The organism is Enterovirga rhinocerotis (assembly GCF_004363955.1).
Classification (GTDB): Bacteria; Pseudomonadota; Alphaproteobacteria; order Rhizobiales; family Beijerinckiaceae; genus Enterovirga; species Enterovirga rhinocerotis.
The window spans coordinates 225919-243553 of the sequence record NZ_SNZR01000016.1 but is presented as its reverse complement, the minus strand read 5'-3'; the positions used below and the strand labels follow the sequence as shown (position 1 = coordinate 243553).

Here is a 17635-nt window from a genome sequence, read left to right as displayed (position 1 = left end):
ATTCCTGTCTTTCGCGGCGGCTCTACGGACCGGCCGGGCCGCTGGCAAGTGATGCCGAGGTCACGCGTCCCGAAGGGATGTCTCGGAAGCCCTCAATCAGCGTCGAGGGCGGCGAGCCGGTAGGGCCGATAATCCGCGCCGCGCCCGATCGCCCGCACGGCCTCGATCAGGCGCCCCCCGCGGCCGAGAAGGCGATCGGCGAGCGCGATCATGAGCGGGTTCGGCGTCGCGCAGGGCGCGGCGTCCCGCAGGGCTTGCGCGATCTCGACCTCCGGACGGGACGGGCGGCGGGCGGCGGCCAGGATGATCGCCGCCGCCGTCGAACGGCTGATCCCCATGCGGCAATGGACGAGCAGCGGCTTCTCGCCCGACCAGGCGCTCCCGAACGCGACGAGCCGTTCGACGGAGGCGGCCTCCGGCGCGACGAGACCCTCGCGCGGCTCGGCGATGTCGTGGAAGACGAGCGCGAGCCGGCGCAGATTCGCCACGATCGGTGGCGGCGTTCCGGGCGAGGCCAGCGAGACGACATGCGAGGGTGCATGCTCCGCCGCGACGGCGCAGGCCTCGGCATCGGGGCAGACGAGGATCACGCTCACGGCCCGGCGGCCGCCCCGAGCAGGAACCCGACCTCGCCCGCGACGATGACAGCGCCGAGGACGTCGCCCGTATGGCCGCCGAGCGAGCGGCAGACCGGGACGGCGACGAGCGTCGCGGCGAGGGCGGAGCCTGCGAGCCCCGCCAAGGCGCGATGCTCGGGCAGGAGCAGCAGGGGCAGCAGTGCGAAGACGAGGGCGAGGACGAGCTCCGCCGGCCGCGGCCCCTCGATGCCATGATCGAGCTTGGCGACGTCGCGGTCCCCCGCATAGCTCGTGCGGTTCATCACCAGATCGGCCCAGAGCCGGCCGACCGCGCAGGAGGCGACGAGCGCCGCCGCCGCTTCGGCGACGGGCAGGCGCGACAGCAGCGCGACCTTCAGCGACAGCGCCACCAGGAGGGCCAGGACGCCGAAAGGCCCCAGCCGAGGGTCCTTCATCGCGGCGAGCCTCGCCGTGCGCCCGCGCGCGCCGAGCCCATCGGCGGTATCGGCCAGGCCGTCCTCGTGCAGCGCACCGGTGAGCAGGAGACCGACGCCGAGCGCGAGGATCGCCGGCACGGGCGCCGGATAGAGGAAGGATGCGCCGACGAGGACGCAGCCCATCGCGGCCCCGATCGCCGCGCCGACGAGCGGGTAGTACTTCGCCGACCGCGCCAGCCAGTCGGCGGAAAGCACCCCGTGCGGCAGCGGCAGCCGCGTCAGCGTCGTGACGGCGGCCGCGAGAAGCCGCGCCTCGCGGGCTGGATCAGGCCGCACCGGCCAGGACCTCCTCCAGCGTCGCCATGTCCGAGAGCATGGCGGCCGCCGCCCGCAGCAGCGGCAGGGCGAGGAGGCCGCCGGTCCCCTCGCCGAGGCGGAGGCCGAGATCGAGAAGCGGGGAGGCCCCGAGGGTCTCGAGCAGCAGCGCATGACCGGCTTCGGCCGACCGATGCGCGAAGATCAGGCTGTCGCGGGCCTCGGGGCGGATGCGCACGGCGACGAGGGCGGCGACGGTCGCGATGAAGCCGTCGACGACGACCGGCCGGCGCGCCGCCGCGGCGCCGAGCGCAGCCCCCGCCATCATCAGGATCTCGAGGCCGCCGAACTCGGCCAGGACCTCGAAGGTCTCCGTCGCGCCCGTGCGCGCGGCCGCCCGCGCCAGGGCGTCGCGCTTGCGGGCGATCCCGGCTTCGTCATGGCCGGCGCCGAGGCCGATGCACCGCTCCAGCGGGGCAGGCAGCAGACGGTGCATCAGGAGCGCGGCCGCCGCCGTGTTGCCGATCCCCATCTCGCCGATCAGCACGACGTCCGCGCCGTCGCCGACGGCGCGGGCAGCCTCGGCGGCGCCGCGTTCGAGCGCCTCGCCCACCTCAGCCGGCGTCAGCGCGGCCTCGCGGGCGGCGTTGCGCGTGCCGGACCTCACCTTGGCATGGACGAGCCCCGCGTGGTCCGACAGGTCCGCCGTGACGCCGGCATCGACGACGCGGATCTCGGCCCCGACGCTCCGCGCGAACACGCTCGCGGCAGCCCGGCCGGCGAGGAGGGTCGCGACCATCGCCGCCGTCACGGCCGACGGATAGGCCGAGACGCCCTCCTCGCAGAGCCCGTGATCCCCCGCGAAGAGGAGCAGCACCGCCTTGTCCGCGCGCGGCGCCTCCGTGTTCCGGATCGTGCCGAGCCTGACGGCGAGGTCTTCGAGACGGCCGAGCGAGCCCGGCGGCTTCGCCTTGCCGTCGACGGCCGCCCTCAACCGGGCCGCCAGCGCGGGCTCGGCCGAGGGAATCGTGAAAGACAAACGCGCCGTCGCATCCATGCGGGCTTAGTGTCGCCTGCGGCGCGGAGCGTCAAACGCGGCACGAGATCCGCGAGCCGGGCCGGGCCGGCGCAGGGCCGCTTCACAGCGCCGCGCGGTCGGGTAAAGTCGGTCCCGGGGCCGCAGCGCGGAGGTGCCCATGACCGTCATCGATCGCCGAAACCTTCTCGGGGCCGCGGCAGCCATCCTCGCCGCCCCTGCCGTCAGGGCACAGGCCTGGCCCGAGGGACGCACCATCACGCTGCTCGTTCCCTTCCCGCCGGGCGGCGGGACGGATGTGGTCGCCCGGGTGGTCGCGGACCGGCTCGCCGCGGCCCTGAAATGCCGCTTCGTCGTCGAGAACCGGCCGGGCGGAGGCGGCTCGATCGGCTATCTCGCCGCGATCCGCGCGCCCGCGGACGGCTCGACGATGCTGCTGACCTCCTCGGCCATCGCCACCATGCCCTATCTCTATCCGAGCAAGGGCTACGATCCTCTGCGCGACCTGACGCCGATCAGCGAGGTCGGGATCACGCCGAGCCTCATCTGCGTCGGCCCGTCCGTGGCGGCCACGAGCCTGAAGGATTTCATCGCCGAGGCGAAGGCGAAGCCCGGCGCCTTCACCTACGCCTCTGCCGGAATCGGCAGCGGCCTGCATCTCGCCGCCGAGCTGTTCAACAAGATGGCGGGGATCGAGGTCAGGCACGTCCCCTACAAGGGCGCGCAGCTCGCGGTCGGCGATCTCCTCGGCGGGCGGATCGACATGATCGCCGACGCGCTGCCCTCGGTCCGCGCGCTGGTGCAGGACGGCAAGCTGAAGGCCCTCGGCATCACGACGCCGAAACGCTCTCCGCTCGCCCCGGACGTGCCGCCCGTCGGGGAGACCGTGCCCGGCTACGACTATTCGGCCTGGTTCGGCCTCTTCCTGCCGGCCAAGGCGCCGGCGGGCATGGCCGAGCGCGTCCAGGCGGCCCTCGCGGAGGTCGTCGCGCAGAAGGATTTCCAGGACAGGGTCGCGGTCCTCGGCATCGAGACCATCGGCTCGCCCCCCGCCGCCTTCCGCAGCTTCATGGAGGCCGACCTCGCCCGCTGGCAGAAGGTGATCAAGGACCTCGGCATCTCGGCCGACGGCTGATAAGGACGGCCCTCCAAGAGCCGATCATGCCCCGCCCCGTCCTCTACGTCCTCCTTGCGATCGGTCTCCTCTTCACCGTCGCCGGTATCGGCATGGTCGCGGCGGGAGCGAAGGACGGGTGGCTCGTCGCCGTCTTCTTCAGCTTCTGCACCGCGGTCTTCGTCTGGCAGCTCTGGCCGCAGTGGCTGGAGGCTCCGCCCGCCCTCACCGTCGAGGAGATGCTGGCCCGGTATCCCGGGCCGGTCGAGTTGCGGATGAACACGCGCAAGATCGTCTTCCTGCTCGTCGGGCTTCTCGTCTTCGGCGGCTGCTCCCTGTGGCTGCTGCTCACGGCGCCCCTCGGCTGGGTCGCCGCCGTCGCGCTCTGGATCGGGCTCGCCTTCATCGCCCTCGGCATCCCGGTCCTCGCGATCACGCTGCTGCGCGGCTCGTGGCTGCGGCTCGAAGCGGGCCGGTTCGTCGTCTCGCAGGGCTGGCGGCGCTGGTCCGTCCCCTGGCAAGCGGCGACCGGATTCGCCGCGTCCCGCATTCCCCCGAGCATGACCGAACTCGTCGTCTTCGACGACGCGACGCGCGCCGGAGGTGCGCTCGCCGGGATCAATGCCGGCATCACGGGCCGAAACGGCGCGCTGCCCGACAATTACGGCCTGCCGCATGCCGCTCTCGCCGACTTGATGACGGCCTGGCGGGAACGGGCCGTCGCGGCAAAGACGCCGGGCCATTCACCGGATCATCGCGATGCCTGAACTTCCCGAGGTCGAGACGGTCCGCCGCGGCCTCGCGCCGGCCCTCGTCGGGCGGCGGTTCGCGCGCGTGACCCTGCGGCGGCCCGACCTGCGCTTTCCCTTCCCCGCCCGCTTCGCAAAGCGCCTGACGGGCGCCCGCGTCGAGGCCCTGCGGCGGCGCGCGAAATACATGATCGCCGATCTGTCCAGCGGCGAGGCGCTGGTGCTGCATCTCGGCATGACGGGGCGCTTCCGGGTCGAGACGCCGGTCGATGCCGAGGAGCCGGGCGGCTTCTACCACGAGGTGCCGCCGCACCCCGCCCACGACCACGTCGTCTTCGAGATGGAGGCCGGCCCGACCGTCACCTATAACGACGTGCGCCGCTTCGGCTTCATGACGCTGCTGCCGCTCGATCGGCTCGAGGCCTCGCCCCCCTTCGCCGGGATGGGGATCGAGCCGCTGGGGCCCGAACTCGACGGCGCCCGCCTCGCCGCGCTCTTCGCGGGACGGCGGACGCCGCTCAAGGCGGCCCTGCTCGACCAGCGGCTCGTGGCGGGGCTCGGCAACATCTATGTGTGCGAGGCGCTGTTCCGGGCGCGGCTCTCCCCGGAGGCGCCGGCCGGGTCGGTCGCGACGCCGACCGGGAGACCGAAGGCATCGGCCAAGCTGCTCGCCGCATCGATCCGCGCCGTCCTCGAGGAAGCGGTGGCCGTCGGTGGCTCCACCCTGCGCGACCATGCCCAGGTCGATGGCAGCCAGGGGGCCTTCCAGGAGCGCTTCCGCGTCTATGACCGCGAGGCCGAGCCCTGCGTGACACCCGGATGCCGCGGCATCGTGCGGCGGCTGGTGCAGTCCGGGCGCTCGACCTTCTATTGCCCGCAATGCCAGCCGATCCGGCCCCTCAAGGCCGCTGCGGAATCTTAGGCCTGAGGATCGGACCGGCCGGCTCCGGAGCGACGACCGGCCCCGTAGGTGGCGGCGCAGCCTCGCCGCCATCGATGATGGCCCGCTTCACGGCCTCGTAGCCCTGGCGCTCGCCACGCTCGCTCGCCTCAAGCTTGCGCACCAGCGGCTCGAATTGCGGCGGCACGGCCGATTCGCCAAGAAAGGCTGGCTTTTCGGCCTCGGTATGCAGTTCCGTGCGCAGACGGCGCCCCAGATGCTCCTGGATGTCGCGGGGCAGGGCCGCCCCGTCTCGCCGTGTCTGATCGTCCTCGTCCATCATCGTCCAAAACCTGTCTCGTCCAAGCAACGCCGTGATCGCCCGGAGGTTCTCCGGCCTCTCACGCGCGGCTCTCCTTGCCTGGACTTCCGCATGTCTCGCGGGTTCGAGGGCATATCGGTCGTCGTCGCGTCTCGCGCGGTCCCGAGCTTGGCACGCCGTCGGTTTCGGCGGTGTTGCGCCGGAGCGACAAAGTCGAGCCATGCGGGCTTGCGGACCGGGCTGCCGCGCGGCACTGACTCGGGAGAGACAACAAACGGGAGGGGACGATGGGCGCGTCGGCGAGCCGCTATCGCGAGGTCTACGAGGCCGCTTCGGCCGATCCGGAGGCCTTCTGGCTCGAGGCGGCGAAGGCGATCGACTGGACCACCGCGCCGAGCCGCGCCTTCGATCCCGAGGCCGGCATCTACGGCCGCTGGTTCCCCGATGCCGTCGGCAATACCTGTCACAACGCGCTCGACCGGCATGTGGCCGCGGGGCGAGGCGACCAGACCGCGATCATCTACGACAGCCCCGTCACGGGCACGACGCGGCGCATCGCCTATGGCGAGATGCTGGACGAGGTGCGGCTGCTGGCCGGCCTCCTGACGGAACTCGGCGTCGGCAAGGGCGATCGCGTCCTCATCTACATGCCGATGATCCCCGAGGCGCTGGTCGCGATGCTGGCCTCGGCGCGGATCGGGGCGGTGCATTCGGTCGTCTTCGGCGGCTTCGCGGCGCGGGAACTCGCCGCGAGGATCGAGGATGCGGAGCCGAAGATCGTCCTCGCCGCCTCCTGCGGCATAGAGGCGAGCCGGATCGTGCCCTACAAGCCGCTTCTCGACGGTGCGATCGAGCAGTCGCGGCACAAGCCCTCCGCCTGTCTCGTGCTGCAGCGGCCGCAGGCGAAGGCCGATCTCGTCGCCGGCCGGGACCGCGACTGGGCCGAGGCGGTGACGGAGGCGAGGACGCGCGGCGTCGCGGCCGATTGCGTTCCCGTGGCGGCGACCGATCCGCTCTACATCCTCTACACCTCCGGCACGACGGGGCGGCCGAAGGGCGTCGTGCGCGACAGCGGCGGCCACATGGTCGCGCTCGCCTGGTCCCTGCCGAACCTCTACGGGATCCGCCCCGGCGAGGTGTTCTGGACCGCCTCCGATATCGGCTGGGTCGTCGGCCATTCCTACATCGTCTACGCGCCGCTCATCTGCGGCGCGACGACGGTCCTGTTCGAGGGCAAGCCGGTCGGGACGCCCGATGCCGGCACCTTCTGGCGCGTCTGCGAGGAGCACGGCGTCGTCACGCTCTTCACCGCCCCGACGGCGTTGCGCGCGATCCGCAAGGAGGATCCCGAGGGCGCCCTCGTGGCGAAACGCGACCTCTCGAAGTTCCGCGCGCTGTTCCTCGCCGGCGAGCGGGCCGATCCCGATACCGTCGCCTGGGCGGAGCGCGTCTTCGGCGTGCCCGTCATCGACCATTGGTGGCAGACGGAGACCGGCTGGCCCATCGCCGGCAATCCGGTCGGGCTCGGGCTTCTGCCGGTGAAGCACGGCTCGCCGACGGTGCCGATGCCGGGCTACCGGCTCGAAGTGCTGGACGAGGGCGGCAAGCCCGTTGCTCCCGGCACGATGGGCACCATCGCGATCCGCCTGCCCCTGCCGCCGGCGAACCTGCCGACGCTCTGGCGCGACGACGTGCGCTTCCGCGACAGCTATCTCACGACCTTCCCCGGCTACTACACGACCTCCGATGCCGGCTTCATCGACGAGGATGGCTACGTCTTCGTGATGGGGCGCACCGACGACGTCATCAACGTCGCCGGCCACCGGCTCTCGACGGGCTCGATGGAGGAGGTCCTCGCCTCCCATCCCGCCGTCGCCGAATGCGCGGTGATCGGCGTCAAGGATGCCCTCAAGGGCGAGGTCCCGGCCGGTTTCGTGGTGCTGAAGGCGGGGCAGGACGGCGCGGGCAGCGAGGTCGAGGCCGATCTCGTTCGCCATGTGCGCGACAAGATCGGGCCTGTCGCCGCCTTCAAGCTCGCCATCGCGGTCGGGCGCCTGCCGAAGACGCGCTCCGGCAAGATCCTGCGCGGCACGATGAAGAAGATCGCCGACGGCGACGAATGGGCGATGCCGGCGACGATCGAGGACGCGGCTGTGCTCGACGAGATCGCCGCGTCGCTGAAGACGCGCGGGCTGCCGGAATAGGCAGAACCGGACATTCGATCGACCGCGCCACCCTCCCCTGGAGGGGGAGGGTCGACGGCGAAGCCGGCGGGGTGGGGTGAGAACCACCTCTCCTCATCGCCAGCGGCTTCGAGACGGCGACGGCGCGTCACCCCTCCCCGGACCTGCGGTCCGACCCTCCCCCTCCAGGGGAGGGTCAAGGACGGACAGGCTCGCGTCCGGCGCGGACTCAGCCCTCCTCTTCGATCTCCGCCTGGGCGATCTGGCGCGCCCCGCCGTTGAGATGCGAGGCGAGGGCATGGCCGGCGGCCACGGCCGCGACGCAGAGGATGACGGAGGCCGCGATGTTGATCGCGGCCCGCCCCATGGCACCGCTGCGCAGGAGGTCGAGGGTCTGCAGGCTGAAGGAGGAGAAGGTCGTATAGCCGCCGCACAGGCCGATCATGACGAAGAGCCGGACGCTCTCGGGCGCGGGATAGCGCCCTTGCGCCAGGGTCAGCGTCCCGAAGAGGCCGATCACGAAGGATCCGGACACGTTCACGAGGATCGTGCCCCAGGGCAATTCGCGGCTGATCGGCAGCGCCGCGAGCGACAGAAGGTAGCGCGCGAGCGTCCCGAGGGCGCCCCCCAGCATCACGAGCAGGCAATTGGCGAAGGTCATCGCGCTCGCTCAGGCTTCGAACAAGGAAGGGCCCATTCCCACCGCTTCGGGTGGCGCCATCCGATTCTACATCAACGATATACCGCCCGCGAAGCGAGGCCATGCGGCCCGGCGTCGTGGTCGGGGCAGCCTGCCCCTGTGAGCCCTGCGGTGGTCCGAGCGCGCCAGAGGCGGGACCTGCGGCACGCAGGCCCAATCCGCTCATGGGCGGTTGACGCGGCGGGCCGGCTCTTCATGAATGGGGTCTTCCGAGCCTCGATCGGATCGGGGACGGTGGTCGATATCGCCCGGGCTCCCGCTGAGCGTCGGAGCGGACGATGTGAAGCAAGGACGCGGAGGACGGCATGGCCGAGCTCGAGGACAAGCGGAAGTTCTACATCGACGGCGCCTGGGTCGATCCCGTCGCCCCGCGGGATCTGGAGGTGATCGACCCCTCGACCGAAGAGGCGGTCGCGGTCATCAGCCTCGGAGATCAAGCCGATACCGACCGCGCGGTCGCGGCCGCCAAGGCGGCCTTCCCGGCCTGGTCGAAGACCGCGCCGGCCGACCGGCTCGCCTATGCCGAGGCGATCCTCGCGATCTACAAGCGCCGGGCCGCCGAGATGGCGGATGCGATCACCGACGAGATGGGCGCGCCGAAGGACATGGCCCTGTCGGCCCAGACCGGCGTCGGCATCTTCCACATCGAGAACTTCATCCGGGCCTTCAAGAAGTTCGAGTTCGTGCGGCCGCTCGGCCCGCATGCGCCGACCGCCATGGTGGCCTGGGAGCCGATCGGTGTCGTCGGCCTGATCACCCCCTGGAACTGGCCGATGAACCAGGTCACCCTGAAGGTGCTCCCGGCCCTGCTTGCGGGCAACACGGCCGTCCTCAAGCCGTCCGAGATCGCCCCCCTCTCCTCGATGCTGTTCGCCGAGATCGTGGCCGAGGCCGGGCTTCCGAAGGGCGTCTTCAACCTCGTCAACGGCGACGGAACCGGGGTGGGCACCCAGCTCTCGGTCCATCCCGACGTCGAGATGATCAGCTTCACCGGCTCGACCCGTGCCGGCATCGCCATCACCAAGGCGGCGGCCGACTCGCTGAAGAAGGTCGCGCTCGAACTCGGCGGAAAGGGTGCGAACCTGGTCTTCGCGGATGCGGACGCGAAGGCGGTCGAGCGCGGGGCGCGGCACTGCTTCTACAACAGCGGCCAATCCTGCAACGCCCCGACCCGGATGCTCGTCGAGCGCTCGGCCTATGCCGACGCCGTCGAGACGGCTGCCCGGGTCGCGCGCGAGACGGCCGTCGCGCCAGGCCACCAAGCGGGGAACCATATCGGCCCCGTCGTCAGCAAGACGCAGTGGGACAAGATCCAGGGCCTGATCCAGCAGGGGATCGACGAGGGCGCGCGGCTGGTCGCCGGCGGCACGGGCCTGCCCGAAGGCGTCAACCGCGGCTATTTCGTCCGTCCGACGGTCTTCGCCGATGTCGACAACGACATGACGATCGCGCGGCAGGAGATCTTCGGCCCGGTCCTGTCGATCATCCCGTTCGACACCGAGGACGAGGCCGTGGCGATCGCCAACGACACCGTCTACGGCTTGACGAACTACGTGCAGTCGCAGGACGGCGAGCGGCGCAACCGGCTGGCCCGGCAGCTCCGCGCGGGGATGGTCGAGATGAACGGCGAGTCGCTCGGACGGGGAGCGCCCTTCGGCGGCGTCAAGGCGTCCGGCCGTGCCCGCGAGGGCGGCGTCTGGGGGCTCGAGGAGTTCATGGATTCCAAGCAGATTTCCGCCTGGAGCGTCTGACCCGGACCCTGACCCAGTCAAAGCGACGACGATCGCCCGGACGTGACGGATCCGCCGCACGAGATGGCGGCGGATCCTCAGGGTTCGGTGCGGCGGCAAGGAAGACCCGGCCGCTCGCGCCCGATCGTCAACTGGGGATGCGGGCGATGACCTTGATCTCGAAGTCGAACCCCGCGAGCCAGTTGACGCCGACCGCCGTCCAGTTCGGATAGGGCGCCTCAGGAAAGACGTCGTTCTTGACGGCCATGACCGTATCGAACTGGCGCTCGGGATCGGTGTGGAACGTCGTCACGTCGACGATGTCGTCGAGCCCGCATCCGCCGGCTTTCAGCGTCGCTTCGAGATTGGCGAAGGCCAGCCGCACCTGGGCCTCGAAATCCGGCTCCGGCGAGCCGTCGCCGCGGCTGCCGACCTGACCCGACACGAACAGGAGATCTCCCGACCTGATCGCTGCGGAATAGGCGTGGGACGAATAGAGGCTGTGCCGGCCGGCGGGAAACACGGCATCGCGCTTGGACATGGGACCCTCCTCTCGTGGATCGGCTGGCCGCCGGTTCGGCGACGGCATGAACTGATATACCTCGCCACGCGCCACCCGACGCTTCGGCCGGGGACGTCATCCTGCCGGCGGCGCCTGCGGGATCGGTGCGGTGGGGGTCGGAGCCGCGAGGACCGTACGGCCGCGCTTGCCGCTCTTCGAGATGTCGAAAGCGCCCTGCGAGACGAACTCGCCGGAGGCGTCGAGGCCGCGCAGCTCGGCGCTGATCGCGTAGCCGCCCGCCCCGTCCTCGACGCGGAAGAGGAGATAGCCGGCCCGGTGCACCACGACCCCGCCCCGCGCCGAGGCCGAGGGGGCGCCCACAACCGGGACCGGCCCGCCGGGGCCTTCGAGGATCGCCACGGACGAGACGTGGTTGTGGCCGTGGATGACGAGATCGGCGCCGACCTTCGCGATCATCCGCTCGAAGCGATGGGCGTCGACGAGGTTGCGACCGGCCGGCGCTCCGCCGACATGCGGCGGGTGGTGCACCATGACGACGCGCGCGAGCTTTTCCGTAGCGAGGGCGGCGAGGCATTCCTCGGCGCGCTTGATCTGGGACCGGCCGAGCCGTCCGCTCGCGACGAAGGGCGCGGTCGGCACGGCCGAGGACAGGCCGACGAAGGCGACGGGGCCGCGCCGCCGCACATAGGGAAAGCGCTTGACGGTCGGCTCGTCGCCCTGCGCGAAGGGATCGATCGCGGCGAGGAGGCCACGCAGCGAGCCGCGGACATAGGCATCGTGATTGCCCGGCACGAAGCTCACATCCTCGGGGCTGCCGAGGCCGTCGAGGAAGATGCGCGAGCCCGGCCATTCGCTCGACAGGCCGAGATTGCAGATGTCGCCGGTGCAGACGATGTGGTCGGGATCCTGCTCGCGCAGGTCGGCGACGAGCGCGGCCAGCACCTCCATGCAATGCGCGCTGCTGCGGCCGCGCCGCCAGTTGACGTAGCCCGTGAGCCGCTTGCCGAGGAGATGGCGCAGAGCCGGACGCGGCAGCGGTCCGACATGCGGATCGGTGAGATGGGCGAACCGGAACATGCCCGTGCGACCCTCACGCCCTTGCGGCGGCCGCGTCAAGCTGGTGTCCTCCGGCCCGTTTGACGCAGGACGCCTCGTGACCGAACGCCGCAAGCCCTCGCTCTTCGTGCGCGCGCTCCACCTGTGGTTCCTCCTCTCGCGCGGGCTGACGCTCGGCGTTCGCGGCGCCGTGATCGACGCGGAGGGCCGCGTCCTTCTCATCCGGCATACCTACGTGAAGGGCTGGCATCTGCCGGGCGGGGGCGTCGAGCGGGGCGAGACCGCCCTCGACGCCCTGACGCGCGAACTCGCCGAGGAAGCGAATGTCGAGATGACCGGCCCGCCGATCCTGCACGGCATCGCCCATAACGGCCATGTCTCGCGGCGCGATCACGTCCTCGTCTACGAGGTGCGGGCCTTCCGCCAATCGGCGCCGAAGCAGCCCGATCGCGAGATCGCCGAGGCCGCCTTCTTCCCGCTCGACGCCCTGCCCGAGGGGACGACCGCGGGAACGCGCGCGCGGCTCGCCGAGATCGAGGCCGGCCGGGCGACGGCGGCGCGGTGGTAGGCGGGCGGCCTGACTTCTCGCCTCCCTGGACGGAGAATGCTAGGAGATGAACGCCCGGCGGAAGGATGCCGATTGCCAAGGAAGCGTGCGCTTTCCCGGCGGGTGACGGACGATCGGACGCCGGACATGGCGGGCATGGGGCACGAGAACCGGACCGTCGGCTCCTGGCCGGCCACACGACGCGATCGGCGGGGCGCGGCATGAATGCCCCCGTCGTGCCGCGACTCGCCGCTCTCGTCCTGCCGCCCGGTCTCGATCCGGCCCCCATCGCAGCAGCGCTCCATCTCGCCGGCATCGCCCCGCTTTCCGTGCCGTTGCCCTGGTCCGCGACCGCCGACCTCGCCCACGATCTCCGGCGCTGCGGTCTCGCGATCGTCGTCGAGAAGGCGCTCGACGGGGACGACCTCGACCATATCGCCACGGTCCTCGCGGCGGAGACGACCATGGCGGATTATCCCGTCATCATCCTGTCCAGCAGGCCGCGTCTGCAGGCGCGCCTCGAACGGGCGGAACGGCGGCTCGCCGGCCTCGCCGAGGTCATGGTGCTCGACTGGCCGCCCCATCCGGCGACCCTCGCCGGCCTGGCTCGCGCGGCGCTCGCCGGACGGCGACGGGATACCGAGTTCCGCGAGCGCGTGGCCTCCCTGGAGGCGAGCCGCGCCGCAAGCGTGCGCAGCGACGAGCGCCTGAAATTCGCCATTGCCGCGGCGAAGCTCGGCTTCTGGGAGCTGTCCTTCCCCGAGCGCCGGCTCGTCGCCTCGGACCTCTGCAAGGTCAATCTCGGCCTGCCTCCCGACGAAGACCTGACCTATGACGGGCTTCTCGACATCGTCCATCCCGAGGACCGGCAGAAGCTGCTCGATCTCGCCCAGCAGGCCATCGACGGCCATACCGACTACGACATCGAATGCCGGATCGCCGTGCCGTCGCCCGGTCAGCGCTGGGCCGAGATCCGCGGCCGCGCGACCTACGAGAACGGAGAGGCGACGGGCATGGTCGGGCTCTGCCTCGACATCACCGAGCGCAAGGCGGCGGAGGACCGCCAGCACTTCCTGATGCGCGAACTCCATCACCGGGTGAAGAACACGCTCTCGACCGTGCAGGCCATCGTCGGGGCGACGGCCCGCGGAGCGACCTCGATCGACCAGTTCTACCGCGACTTCACCGGCCGCGTGATCTCGCTCGCCAACACCCACACGGTGTTGACGGAGGAACTCTGGCAACGCGCCTCGCTGCACGAACTCCTCGCCAAGGAGCTCGATCTCTACGACCACGGCAACGAGCGCGTGCGCGTGAACGGCCCGCCGCTGGAATTGCCGTCCGGCTTCGCCGTGCCGCTCGGCATGGCCTTCCACGAACTGGCGACGAACGCGGCCAAATATGGCGCGCTGGCCAATGGCGCCGGCACCGTCTCGATCGACTGGACCGTCGACGAGACGGACCGGCCGCCGCGCGTGCGGGTCGCCTGGACGGAACAGGACGGGCCGCCCGTCTCGCCGCCGACGAGGCAGGGATTCGGCACCCGGCTTCTCGAGCGGGTGCTCACGGCGCAGATGCACGCGGAGGTCGGAATCGACTATGACCCGGCAGGCCTTCGGGTCCAGGTCTCCTTCCGGCTGCCGGAGGGAACCGCGGGAATGCCGTCAAAGGGATGAAATGACTCAGGTTGTCGAGGGAGAAGGAGCGGCCTCGGGCCGCGCCGCGCAAGGACCGCTGGCCGGGATCAAGGTCGTGGAACTGGGCCAGCTCATCGCCGGGCCCTATGCGGGTCGCCTCCTCGCCGAGTTCGGCGCGGATGTGGTCAAGATCGAGCCGCCGGGGATCGGCGATCCGCTGCGCACCTGGCGCGTCATGCGGGACGGAACCTCGCTCTGGTGGTACCTCCAGGCGCGCAACAAGCGCTCGGTCACGGCCGATCTCAGGACGCCCGAGGGCCAGGAGATCGTGCGCCGCCTCGCGGGCGAGGCCGACATCCTGATCGAGAACTTCCGGCCGGGCGCCATGGAGAAATGGGGCCTCGGCTTCGAGGCTCTCTCGGCCATCAACCCGAAGCTCGTGATGGTGCGCATCTCGGGTTACGGCCAGACCGGCCCCTATTCGCAGCGGCCGGGCTTCGGCGTGATCGGCGAGGCGATGGGCGGCATCCGCTACACCACGGGCTCGCCCGACCGGGCGCCGGCCCGGACCGGCATCTCGATCGGCGACACGCTCTCCAGCCTCTACGGCGTGATGGGCGCCCTCATGAGCGTGATCCATGTCGTCAAGAACGGGGGCAAGGGCCAGGTCGTCGACGTCGCCCTGACGGAGAGCGTCCTGTCGGTGATGGAGAGCCTCGTCCCGGAATACGGCGTCGCGGGCGTCATCCGCGAGCGCTCAGGCGGGGCGCTGCCCGGCATCGTGCCGACCGACGCCTATCCCTGCAGCGACGGCTTCGTCCTCATCGCCGGCAACGGGGACTCGATCTTCAAGCGCCTCATGAGCACGATCGGACGAGAGGATCTCGCCGCCGATCCGCGCCTCGCACGGAACGACGGCCGCGCGGCCGCCGTCGATGAGATCGACGGCGCCATCGGCGCATGGACGCGAACGCGCACGATCGCCGAGGTGATCGACACGATGAACGACGCCTCGGTCCCGGGCGGGCGCATCTACAACGCCGCCGACATCGTCGCGGACCCTCATTACCGGGCTCGCGGGATGGTGTTCGACACGGCCTTGCCCGACGGCACCTCGATGCCCGTCCCCGGCATCGCGCCGAAGCTCTCGGAGACACCCGGCGTCATGCGTTCGCTCGGCCCCAGCCTCGGCGCGCATACGGATGAAGTCCTGGCCGATCTCGGCTATGCGCAGGACGAGATCGCAACGATGCGACAGAGAGGAATCGTCTGATGGCACTGGCAGGGCCGAACCGCGTCCAGCTTCACGAGGTCGCCCCGCGCGACGGGCTCCAGATCGAGCCGGTCTTCGTGCCGACCGAGCAGAAGATCGCCTGGATCGACCGCCTCTCCGAGACCGGAATCGCCAAGATCGAGGCGACCTCCTTCGTCTCGCCGAAGCATGTGCCGGCCCTCGCCGACGGCGAGGCGGTGCTGCGCGGCATCCGGCGCCGGCCGGGCGTGCGCTACGCCGCCCTCATCCCGAACGCCAAGGGCGCGGAGCGGGCGGCGCAGGCGAAGCCCGACGAGGTCAACGTCGTCATCTCGGCCTCCGAGACCCATAACCGCTCGAACCTGCGCATGCCCCGCTCCGGCTCCTTCGCGGCCCTCGCCGACATCCGGCGGGCGCTCGAAGGCTCGGGCGTCGACCTCACCTCCAGCGTCGCGACCTCGTTCGGCTGCCCCTTCGAGGGGCGGGTCGATCCGAACGTCGTGCTGGACCAGGTGCAGCGCCTCCTCGACGAGGGCTGCGTCGCCGTCACGCTCGCGGACACGACGGGCATGGCCAATCCGCGCCAGGTCGCCGAGCTGACCGAGGCCGTGCTGGCGCGCCATCCGGGCCTCGTCCTGACGCTCCATTTCCACAACACACGCGGGGTCGGCCTCGCCAACGTCATGGCCGGGTGGCAGGCGGGCGCGACGCGGTTCGATGCCGCGCTCGGCGGCCTCGGCGGCTGCCCCTTCGCGCCGGGCGCGACGGGCAATGTCTGCTCCGAGGACGTCGTCAGCATGTTCGAGGAGATGGGCGTCTCGACGGGCGTCGATCTCGACGCGCTGCTCGCCGTCTCGAAGGACCTGCCGGGCATGATCGGCCACGACGTGCCGGGCCAGGTCCGCGCCGCCGGCCGCCCGATGACGCTTCATCAGCCGCCGGATTACGCCCGCGCGGCGTGAGGGCTGCCGCCACTCAGCCGGCGGCCCGCAGCGCCTCCCGCACCTCGGCCGGACCGGCGATCCGGCCTCCGGCGGCTCCGACGAGGCGGACCGCCTCCTCGACCCGGGCGACGTTTCCCGTGGTCGTCCCGAAGGGCGCGTCCTCGAGCCCGACCCGGACATGGCCGCCGCGCGCGACGATGTCCGGGATCAAGGGCCGGATATCGACGCCGAGCCCCGCCGCCATCCACGGCGCGCCGGGCGCCGCGTCGGCCAGCAGCGCGAGATAGGCGTCGAGCGCATAGGGCGCGGGCGGGAAGCCGTAGGTGAAGACGTCCGAGAACATGAAGCGGTAGAGCGGGGCGGGACAGCCCGGAACCGCCTTCGCCATCGCGGCGCCGAGGCGCAGGAAGCCCGGCTCGTAGATCGCGTAGCTCGGCACGTAGCCGTGGAGCGCCGCGAGATCGAGGCCGCGCCGGATATGCGCGCCCGGATTGGCATAGACCGAACCGAGCCCGCCCTCCGCGATCTCGCCGAAGGTCGCGAGGTTGATCGTGCCGGGATCGACGACGCCCCATTCGAGGAGGCCCCGTTCGCCCAGCCCCTCGACGGCGCGGTAGCGCGCCTCGGCCGCTCCGGGCGCGAAGGCCTCGGCCGATTGCACGAAGGGCAGCGTCGGATAGACGATGGCGTCGACCTTCTGGCGGATGCCCTCGATGATCGCGGCATAGATGTCGGCATCGTCCCGCTGGCGGCCGGTCGCAGGATCGAAGGCGTGGAGATGGATGATCGCCGCGCCCGCCTCAGCGCAGGCGATGCCCTCCGCGACGATTTCCTCCACCGTGATCGGGATGAGAGGCTGGCGCGCGCGCGTCCAGGGCCCGTTGAGCGCCGCTTCGATCCAGACCGCCATCCTGTTCCCTCTCCGTGGCCGTTTGCTTGGGCCGTTTGCTTGGGCCGCTTGCTTCGGCCGTCTTCCTTGGGCCGTCTTCGCCGCCGCCGTCAGTCGAGCAGACCCGCCGCTCCCTGGGGGTCGAACAACGCGTGATGGCGATTCGCCGCGACATGCGCGAAGCGGAGCGTGACGGCCTTCCGCCGCGCGCCGGCCAGCTTGTGCTCGGGGGCCTCGCGCACGAACTCGGCCCCGAACCCGTCGGCGAGGATCAGCCCGGTCTCGTCCGGCAGGACCTCGGTCCGGAAATCCGGCGGAACGGCGAAGAAGAAGCGGTCGCAGAAATCACGATAGGCGCGCCATTTCGCGTCGGCCCGGAAATCGGCGAGGCAGGATTTCACCTCGACGATCCAGAGGCAGCCATCCGGGGTCAGGGCGATCACGTCGGCCCGCCGGCCGGAGGCGAGGGTGAGTTCGGTCACGGTGGCGCAGCCCCTCGCGGCGAGGAGCCGGCGCGCGCCGGTCGCGACGGAAAGCGCCGTCGGCGACTGCCGGCCGTCCGGACGGATGGGAAGGGGCTTGGCCTGGAGCATCGTTCACGGTTCGTTTCCTGCGCAGGATGGCTCAGCCGCGCCGTCTTGTCACCCCTCCCGGCGATCCCGCCGCTCCGGCCGCGCGTCGCGGAGAGGCGGCCGCAAAGGGTTGTGGCGCCGACGCCGCGGGCCTTGTAGGACCCGGATAAC

At 71.2% G+C, this 17635-nt stretch carries 18 protein-coding genes; 9 read left to right on the top strand and 9 right to left on the bottom strand.

The features are described from left to right. Nucleotides 1-92: 92 nt before the first annotated feature. From EV668_RS21765 to cobT, 3 genes are read right to left on the bottom strand one after another with little or no spacing between them, the layout of a single operon-like run. Complete coding sequence (locus tag EV668_RS21765) at nt 93-596, bottom strand: tyrosine phosphatase family protein (RefSeq protein ID WP_133774128.1); 504 nt, start codon at nt 594-596, stop codon at nt 93-95. Next, the gene (gene cobS, locus EV668_RS21760; protein ID WP_133774126.1) at nt 593-1351 is read right to left on the bottom strand and encodes an adenosylcobinamide-GDP ribazoletransferase; all 759 of its coding nucleotides are present in this window, start codon (nt 1349-1351) and stop codon (nt 593-595) included. The genes EV668_RS21765 and cobS overlap by 4 nt, the downstream gene beginning before the upstream one ends. Further along, entirely contained in the window at nt 1341-2387 is a 1047-nt protein-coding gene (cobT, locus tag EV668_RS21755; protein WP_133774124.1) for a nicotinate-nucleotide--dimethylbenzimidazole phosphoribosyltransferase, read from the bottom strand. Before cobT ends, cobS begins: the two co-directional genes overlap by 11 nt. A gap of 139 nt (nt 2388-2526) precedes the next feature. Here cobT and EV668_RS21750 point away from each other — a divergent pair, with 139 nt between their 5' ends. From EV668_RS21750 to mutM, 3 genes are read left to right on the top strand one after another with little or no spacing between them, the layout of a single operon-like run. Next, nucleotides 2527-3501 carry a Bug family tripartite tricarboxylate transporter substrate binding protein gene (locus tag EV668_RS21750; protein ID WP_133774122.1) on the top strand — a complete coding sequence of 325 codons (975 nt, stop codon included), beginning with the start codon at nt 2527-2529 and terminating at the stop codon, nt 3499-3501. Nucleotides 3502-3527: 26 nt separating this feature from the next. Further along, nucleotides 3528-4247, top strand: a complete 720-nt coding sequence (locus EV668_RS21745; protein WP_133774120.1) for a hypothetical protein — start codon at nt 3528-3530, stop codon at nt 4245-4247. Further along, nucleotides 4240-5151: a bifunctional DNA-formamidopyrimidine glycosylase/DNA-(apurinic or apyrimidinic site) lyase gene (mutM, locus tag EV668_RS21740; RefSeq protein WP_133774118.1), complete on the top strand. Its 912-nt coding sequence runs from the start codon at nt 4240-4242 to the stop codon at nt 5149-5151. The genes EV668_RS21745 and mutM overlap by 8 nt, the downstream gene beginning before the upstream one ends. Here mutM and EV668_RS21735 read toward each other — a convergent pair. Continuing rightward, entirely contained in the window at nt 5129-5449 is a 321-nt protein-coding gene (locus tag EV668_RS21735; protein ID WP_133774116.1) for a hypothetical protein, read from the bottom strand. The two genes, mutM and EV668_RS21735, sit on opposite strands and share 23 nt — an antisense overlap. Before the next feature lie 269 nt (nt 5450-5718). Between EV668_RS21735 and EV668_RS21730 the strand changes: the two genes are divergently transcribed. Further along, nucleotides 5719-7635, top strand: coding sequence for a propionyl-CoA synthetase (locus EV668_RS21730; protein WP_133774114.1), 1917 nt, complete (start codon nt 5719-5721; stop codon nt 7633-7635). 208 nt (nt 7636-7843) lie between these two features. Here the strand turns inward: EV668_RS21730 and crcB are convergent, their stop codons facing one another. Further along, on the bottom strand, nt 7844-8275 hold the full coding sequence (gene crcB / locus EV668_RS21725; RefSeq protein ID WP_133774112.1) for a fluoride efflux transporter CrcB: 432 nt from the start codon (nt 8273-8275) through the stop codon (nt 7844-7846). Between the two features lie 344 nt (nt 8276-8619). Here crcB and EV668_RS21720 point away from each other — a divergent pair, with 344 nt between their 5' ends. Next, nucleotides 8620-10065: an aldehyde dehydrogenase family protein gene (locus EV668_RS21720; protein ID WP_133774110.1), complete on the top strand. Its 1446-nt coding sequence runs from the start codon at nt 8620-8622 to the stop codon at nt 10063-10065. Nucleotides 10066-10192: 127 nt separating this feature from the next. Here EV668_RS21720 and EV668_RS21715 read toward each other — a convergent pair whose 3' ends face one another. After that, entirely contained in the window at nt 10193-10585 is a 393-nt protein-coding gene (locus EV668_RS21715) for a RidA family protein (RefSeq protein ID WP_133774108.1), read from the bottom strand. A 96-nt stretch (nt 10586-10681) separates the two neighbouring features. After that, entirely contained in the window at nt 10682-11644 is a 963-nt protein-coding gene (locus EV668_RS21710) for a metallophosphoesterase family protein (protein WP_133774106.1), read from the bottom strand. A gap of 76 nt (nt 11645-11720) precedes the next feature. On the opposite strand from EV668_RS21710, the gene EV668_RS21705 reads away from it, so the two are divergent. The 4 genes from EV668_RS21705 to EV668_RS21690 all read left to right on the top strand — a co-directional run bounded on the left by EV668_RS21705 (nt 11721) and on the right by EV668_RS21690 (nt 16021). Next, a complete protein-coding gene (locus EV668_RS21705) occupies nt 11721-12191 on the top strand; it encodes an NUDIX domain-containing protein (protein WP_245513344.1) in 471 nt (156 codons plus the stop codon). Nucleotides 12192-12391: 200 nt separating this feature from the next. Then, nucleotides 12392-13846 carry a sensor histidine kinase gene (locus EV668_RS21700; RefSeq protein ID WP_166652585.1) on the top strand — a complete coding sequence of 485 codons (1455 nt, stop codon included), beginning with the start codon at nt 12392-12394 and terminating at the stop codon, nt 13844-13846. A gap of 1 nt (nt 13847) precedes the next feature. After that, nucleotides 13848-15080, top strand: a complete 1233-nt coding sequence (locus EV668_RS21695) for a CaiB/BaiF CoA transferase family protein (protein WP_133774100.1) — start codon at nt 13848-13850, stop codon at nt 15078-15080. After that, a complete protein-coding gene (locus tag EV668_RS21690; protein ID WP_133774098.1) occupies nt 15080-16021 on the top strand; it encodes a hydroxymethylglutaryl-CoA lyase in 942 nt (313 codons plus the stop codon). Before EV668_RS21695 ends, EV668_RS21690 begins: the two co-directional genes overlap by 1 nt. A 13-nt stretch (nt 16022-16034) precedes the next feature. On the opposite strand, the gene EV668_RS21685 is transcribed toward EV668_RS21690, so the two are convergent. Continuing rightward, nucleotides 16035-16913, bottom strand: a complete 879-nt coding sequence (locus EV668_RS21685; RefSeq protein ID WP_133774097.1) for a beta-keto acid cleavage family enzyme — start codon at nt 16911-16913, stop codon at nt 16035-16037. 89 nt (nt 16914-17002) lie between these two features. Continuing rightward, a complete protein-coding gene (locus EV668_RS21680; RefSeq protein WP_133774095.1) occupies nt 17003-17485 on the bottom strand; it encodes an MmcB family DNA repair protein in 483 nt (160 codons plus the stop codon). Nucleotides 17486-17635: the final 150 nt, after the last annotated feature.